This is a genomic window from Microcystis sp. LE19-10.1B, assembly GCF_027530565.1.
In the GTDB taxonomy this organism is placed as follows: Bacteria; Cyanobacteriota; Cyanobacteriia; order Cyanobacteriales; family Microcystaceae; genus Microcystis; species Microcystis aeruginosa.
Genome location: NZ_JAPZQM010000562.1, coordinates 1 through 5,650, shown reverse-complemented (window position 1 = coordinate 5,650; position 5,650 = coordinate 1). Strand labels below are relative to the sequence as shown.

Annotated in this window: 6 protein-coding genes, 1 tRNA gene and 1 pseudogene; 4 read left to right on the top strand and 4 right to left on the bottom strand. The window is 45.6% G+C overall.

Features of this window, described 5'->3' with window-relative positions; all coding sequences use genetic code 11:
* Positions 1-171 (bottom strand): annotated as a pseudogene (locus O9332_RS20430) (IS1634 family transposase); the annotation flags it as partial.
* Positions 172-187: 16 nt separating this feature from the next.
* On the opposite strand from O9332_RS20430, the gene O9332_RS20425 reads away from it, so the two are divergent.
* Together O9332_RS20425 and O9332_RS20420 are read left to right on the top strand one after the other, a co-directional pair.
* Positions 188-1,198 carry a CmpA/NrtA family ABC transporter substrate-binding protein gene (locus O9332_RS20425; protein ID WP_288027151.1) on the top strand — a complete coding sequence of 337 codons (1,011 nt, stop codon included), beginning with the start codon at positions 188-190 and terminating at the stop codon, positions 1,196-1,198.
* 9 nt (positions 1,199-1,207) lie between these two features.
* Complete coding sequence (locus O9332_RS20420) at positions 1,208-2,044, top strand: ABC transporter ATP-binding protein (RefSeq protein WP_002758618.1); 837 nt, start codon at positions 1,208-1,210, stop codon at positions 2,042-2,044.
* 102 nt (positions 2,045-2,146) lie between these two features.
* Here the strand turns inward: O9332_RS20420 and murA are convergent, their stop codons facing one another.
* Positions 2,147-3,460 (bottom strand): UDP-N-acetylglucosamine 1-carboxyvinyltransferase, encoded by a 1,314-nt coding sequence (gene murA, locus O9332_RS20415; protein ID WP_002758620.1) that lies wholly within the window; start codon positions 3,458-3,460, stop codon positions 2,147-2,149.
* Positions 3,461-3,651: 191 nt separating this feature from the next.
* Between murA and O9332_RS20410 the strand changes: the two genes are divergently transcribed.
* Together O9332_RS20410 and O9332_RS20405 are read left to right on the top strand one after the other, a co-directional pair.
* Positions 3,652-3,735 (top strand) — tRNA-Leu (locus tag O9332_RS20410).
* A 62-nt stretch (positions 3,736-3,797) separates the two neighbouring features.
* Positions 3,798-4,592: a TrmH family RNA methyltransferase gene (locus O9332_RS20405; RefSeq protein ID WP_288027148.1), complete on the top strand. Its 795-nt coding sequence runs from the start codon at positions 3,798-3,800 to the stop codon at positions 4,590-4,592.
* A gap of 42 nt (positions 4,593-4,634) precedes the next feature.
* Here O9332_RS20405 and O9332_RS20400 read toward each other — a convergent pair whose 3' ends face one another.
* On the bottom strand, positions 4,635-5,375 hold the full coding sequence (locus O9332_RS20400) for a TIGR02391 family protein (protein WP_155120381.1): 741 nt from the start codon (positions 5,373-5,375) through the stop codon (positions 4,635-4,637).
* Positions 5,376-5,445: 70 nt separating this feature from the next.
* On the bottom strand, positions 5,446-5,619 hold the full coding sequence (locus O9332_RS20395; RefSeq protein WP_288027145.1) for a hypothetical protein: 174 nt from the start codon (positions 5,617-5,619) through the stop codon (positions 5,446-5,448).
* Positions 5,620-5,650 lie beyond the last annotated feature (31 nt).

Below are 5,650 nucleotides of genomic sequence, written 5' to 3'. Positions count from 1 at the left end.
GACTATCGCCAACGCCACCGCTCTATTCTCAAATTCTCTTCGGGATAGTTGGCGGATTTTTTCTTATGCCCAATTCTTTTCCTGCTCGATTTTTTTCTCTAATTTTTTCAAGTCTGATTCTTGTCTAGCTTGACTTTCAACTAGCAACCATCTTTGTTCTATCCCCCCATAGGCGCGGGTTGCCCCTCTGTGTGGGGCGATGACTATTCATCGTCACGGCAACGCTATGACCATGAATCGGCCGATGTGGGATTTTGGCCTTCGACCTTGGCGAGAGTATAATGGCGATCTTCAGCAAGCGGGCCAGCAACTGCAAGCCTATTTCCAGAGTATCCCCCCGGAAGAGCGCATCTGGGCAGTGGTCTTGAGTTCCTCCATCTATGAATACTTCCTGCGTTACCTGACGGCATCGATGGGCATTAATCCGATCGAGGAGTTTCGTCTTTTGATTATTCCGCCGCCGCAGATGGTCAACAATATGCGTATTGGCACAATGCAAGCTTATATGGTGGCCGAACCCTGGAACACTAGGGCGATTACCGGTAACGAAGGGGTCGGTTTTACCTTTGCCCAGGGACGGGAAATCTGGCAAGGACACCCCGATCGCATTCTAGCGGTGATGGAGTCTTTTATCGAAGAAAACCCGAAAACCTATCGCTCTTTAGTCAAAGCGATGATTGAAGCTTGTCAGTATTGCGATCGACCTGAAAATCGAGAGGAAGTAGCGACGATCATTTCTGGGCGCTCGTTTACAGGGGCAAAACCACAATTTACCCGCCCCGGCATCGTTGGGGATTACAACTATGGGGGTTTCGATGATCGAAAACGTCTGGTTGAGGATCTAGCGACGACAATTTTTTTCGCCATGCCGAAAGATATTGCCAAAGCCGATCACGATCATTCTACCTTTCTCTGGCAATCCGAAAGTCTTTGGTTAATCACCCAGGCCGCTCGCTGGGGACAGATTGCTGAAATACCCAAAAATGCGGAAGAAGTAGCTAAAAAAGCTTGGAAAACCGATTTATACCGTCAAATCGCCGACGATATGGGTATTGTTTGTCCCAGCGAGGATTATTACGTCGTACCGCCGGGGGACTTTATCGATCAAAAAGCTTTTGATCCTAGCGATCTCGTCGGTTATCTCAACAGTTTTGAAATTCGCGCCAATTCACCTCAATTCTTTTATTTGCAGGGATAATTAATTATTATGGCCCAATTCTCCTCTGTTCCTAACTCGCTCTCAAGTTCCTTTTCCGGGGAGGAATTTTTAGAGATTAAAAATATCGTTAAAGCTTATCCTAAGGCTGATGGCGGTAATTTTGTTGTTCTTGATGGGGTGAATCTGACTATTGGTTCCCAAGAATACATTTCGGTGATCGGTCATTCCGGTTGCGGCAAATCGACGCTTTTAAAAATTATCGCCGGTTTAGAACAAGCCTCCTCGGGACAGGTCACTTTAGAAGGAAAATTAATTCGTAAACCGGGGGCTGACCGCATGATGGTTTTTCAGCATTATTCTCTTTTACCCTGGTTGACAGTGCGAGAAAATATTCGCTTGGCGGTGGATGAAGTTCTTAAAAGTGCTAGTAAAGTTGAAAAAAATAGCCTTGTTAATGAACATTTAGCTATGGTGCATTTAACGGCCGCTGCTGATAAATATCCCGAAGAAATCTCCGGCGGAATGAAGCAGCGGGTGGGCATCGCTCGCGCTTTGGTAACTCGACCGAAAATGCTATTGATGGATGAACCTTTTGGGGCTTTAGATGCTTTAACTAAGCGAAAATTACAACAGGAAGTGCTGAAAATTTGGGAGAGTCACCGGCAAGCGGTGATTATGATTACCCATGATGTAGATGAGGCAATTTTCATGTCCGATCGCATTGTTTTAATGACCAATGGACCCCATGCTAATATCGGTGAGATTTTAACAGTGCCTTTTCCCCATCCCCGGGATCGTCACGCCATGCGAGAAACTCAAGAATATTATGATTTAAGAAATCATGCTCTCGATTTTCTAGAGCGTTATTTTACAGCCGATGAATAGGCGGTGAAAAAGTCAGATAATATCTGTAGGGGCGAAGCATTCGGATGGGAAATCTCCGGTTTCAGCGATAGGTTATTGCCCGAATGCTTCGCCCTTTTTCTATTAAGATTGGGTCAGGGTAGCCAATTCTAAGGCTAAAGGATCAACCCGGCGTAAATTTGCCCCTAATGCTCTTAATTTACCCTCTAAATTATCGTAACCTCGATCGAGGTGATGGAGTCCCTGCACAATAGTAGTCCCCTGGGCTGCCAATCCTGCCACCACCAAAGCTGCCGAAGCGCGTAGATCCGTGGCCATCACCGGCGCTCCAGAGAGGAAAGGCACACCGCGCACTAAAGCCACATTTCCTTTGACCTTGATATCTGCTCCCAGACGCTTTAATTCGGCCACATGACGCAGACGGTTTTCAAAAACCGTCTCATTAACCACGCTACTGCCCTCGGCTAAAGTTAATAGAGCCATAAATTGGGCCTGCATATCCGTGGGAAAACCGGGATAGGGCAGGGTTTCCATATCGGTGGCTTTTAAGTCTCTAGGGATAATCCGGAGACGATTGGGACCATCTTCCACCACTTCCGGACCGATTTCGTGCAGTTTGGCAATTACCGAAGCTAAATGGCTGGGAATCACGGGATAAAGACTAATTTCTGAGTGGGTAATCGCCCCAGCTATCAGTAAAGTCCCGGCTTCAATGCGATCGGGAATGATACTGTAATCGGTACTGTGCAGACGGGAAACTCCCTCGATGACAATTGTATTGGTCCCAGCACCGCGAATTTTTGCCCCCATGGAAACACAAAAATCGGCTAAATCAATCACCTCTGGCTCCTGGGCCGCATTACCGAGAATGGTTTCCCCGAACGCTAAAGTCGCCGCCATCATTAGGGTTTCCGTCGCTCCCACACTGGGATAATCCAGATAAATATTCGCCCCTTTCAGACGACCATTACCCTTAACGCGGGCGTGTACCATGCCGCCATCGATTAATACATCTGCACCCATTGACTGTAGGCCTCTAACGTGCAGATCTACTGGTCTGGCCCCAATGGCGCAGCCGCCGGGGAGGGGAACTTTTGCTTCTCCTAAACGGGCTAAAATCGGTCCGATGGCGAAAAAACTGGCTCGCAACTGGGAGACGAGATCGTAGGGTGCTTGAGCTTGTTGGAGGTCTCTGCCATCAATCTCTAGTCTATCTCCGGTGCGACGGACTTGCACGCCCAAAGCCGAGAGAATTTGACTCATCCGCTCGATATCGGCCAGGGCAGGTACATTACCAATCTGGCACTCGTCGGAGCAGAGTAAAGCTCCCGCCATAATCACTAGAGCGGCATTTTTGGCACCACTGATCTTGACTTCACCCTTGAGAGAGTGACGACCTTGAATTTCTAAATAGGGATGCTCGGTATCGATGGTCATAGGATGATTCATTTATCTTGGTTGGCAGTCTTGGCTAAGGAGAGCTTCGGCAAAATGACACTGCATTTTATCAGATTTTTGAGGAAATTATTGGTGATTCTACCCCGAAAAGCGATTTTTGTCTTAATTATCTGAACTATCTTGACTTATGGATTGTCCGATAGTATAATAAAAGATTGTGAAAGAAAAATGCGGAACTGGCGGAATTGGTAGACGCGCTAGATTCAGGTTCTAGTGTCTGCAAAGACTTTCGGGTTCAAGTCCCGAGTTCCGCATTATCTCCCTCAAGACGCAGTTGTTTAGGGCAGCCCTAGCGGGGTTAAAAATCCGATTGGCTATGATTAGCAGTGTTCAAAACCCTTTAATCAAGCAAATTCGCAAGCTACACCGCACTAGAGAGCGACAGGAGCAGAATTTGTCCTTAATTGAGGGAACGCACTTACTAGAGACGGCTTTAGCGGTGAATTGTTCCCTAGAGACGGTTTGTTATACTGAAAAGTGGCAGCAAAGACAGGGAGAATTAGCAGAGAAGCTTCAAAATCAAGCCAAACGAGTCGAGATAGTTTCCCCGGAAGTCCTCGCTTCCCTAGCAACCACGGTTAACCCCGATGGTGTGATTGCCACTATTGCCCGTGATCACCTTCATCCAGTCCCCCCAAATCCGCTACAATTGGGCTTAGTTTTGGAAAGATTGCAGGATCCGGGTAATCTCGGCACTATTATTCGCACTGCTGTGGCTACGGAAGTACAGGGTATCTGGTTAAGTCTCGATAGCGTCGAAATCGATAACCCCAAAGTGATCCGCAGTTCGGCTGGGGAATGGTTTCGATCGCCCCTGGTGGTAGAATCGGATTTATCGGCTTTGGTGAAAAAATATCAAGCACAGGGGGTAAAAGCGATCGCGACTTTACCCACAGCCACCAAAAACCACTGGGAGATTGATTTTACCCGTCCGACTTTAATCTTGTTAGGCAATGAAGGAGCCGGTTTATCGCCCCAATTAGCGACTTTAGCCGATGAAACGGTGAAAATTCCCCTCTTTGGCGGTGTGGAATCTTTAAATGTTGCGATCGCTACTGCTGTCATCCTCTACGAAGCTAGAAGACAATTATCCTACAGTAGGGTGGATTAGCGTCAGCGTAATCCACCGTTAAACTAGACAAGAATTAGAGATTTATGTATTCTCGTTTTCTGTCTCCCAATCTAAATCATCTAGCATCTTCAATAATAAATCGATGAATACGATAATTGCTCCACCCTCCTCTGGTTTAGGATCGATGAATCGATGAGCGTAACGGTTACGAAAAAGCTTCATTGTACCCGAATATAAATCACGGTATGCCTCTAATTCTTCTGATGGAAGCTTATCTTTTTGTACAGATTTATTACTTCCAAAAATTAGGTTAACAATACCATTACCCGTGGCTTTTTGATTAATATTATCAATATTTCCCAGTTTCCTCATGCGGTCCTCTAAAACCACTGTCGCATTGCGAATCGCAGTATCCCACGCTTTTGGATTATCTCCACCCGCACTCACAGAAAAACGGACTCTCTCCCATAGTTCGGAGTCTAAATGTTCAACTTCAGTTAAGGGAATTAGATGAGGAATAGCCGAGCGATCGGGTTCAGCAAAGTTAGAATCAACCGCTTCATAAGCTTTTCCTGTTAGAGCGCCCTTGTATTGAACGGACTTCGAGTCTTTTTTTTGCCATTTAACATAATCATATTCTTCTAATATATCGAAGGTTGCGAATTCGACATAAGGAGTGCTATCAAAACCATTGTAATCTACCCAAAGATGACTGTTAACAGTCGGACAGTAGTACCAAATACTGTCCTCTTTAAGATGATCAGCCCGTACTTCTTTAACTATCCATCGCAAAAGGTTTTTTTGTTTTTCTGTTAGACTCATATTTACACCTCCAAAAATAATTAACAGTACCATTATACTATGTAGTTTTGATTTTCGTAACGGGAATTTGCTAAAACCGACATCTATATAGGGTCTGCTGAAAAAGTACGGGCGAAGCATTCGGATAGAAAATCTGGTTCTTCGTTACTTGGTATGGTTCGATAGGGGGGCATAAATCGACTAAATCCTTATCTGGTAAGAGACTTAATTGATTAGTTGGCTCTAGAGCAAAAACAATTGACAAAAATCGCTAAGTGCCTTTCTCTATAAGGGTT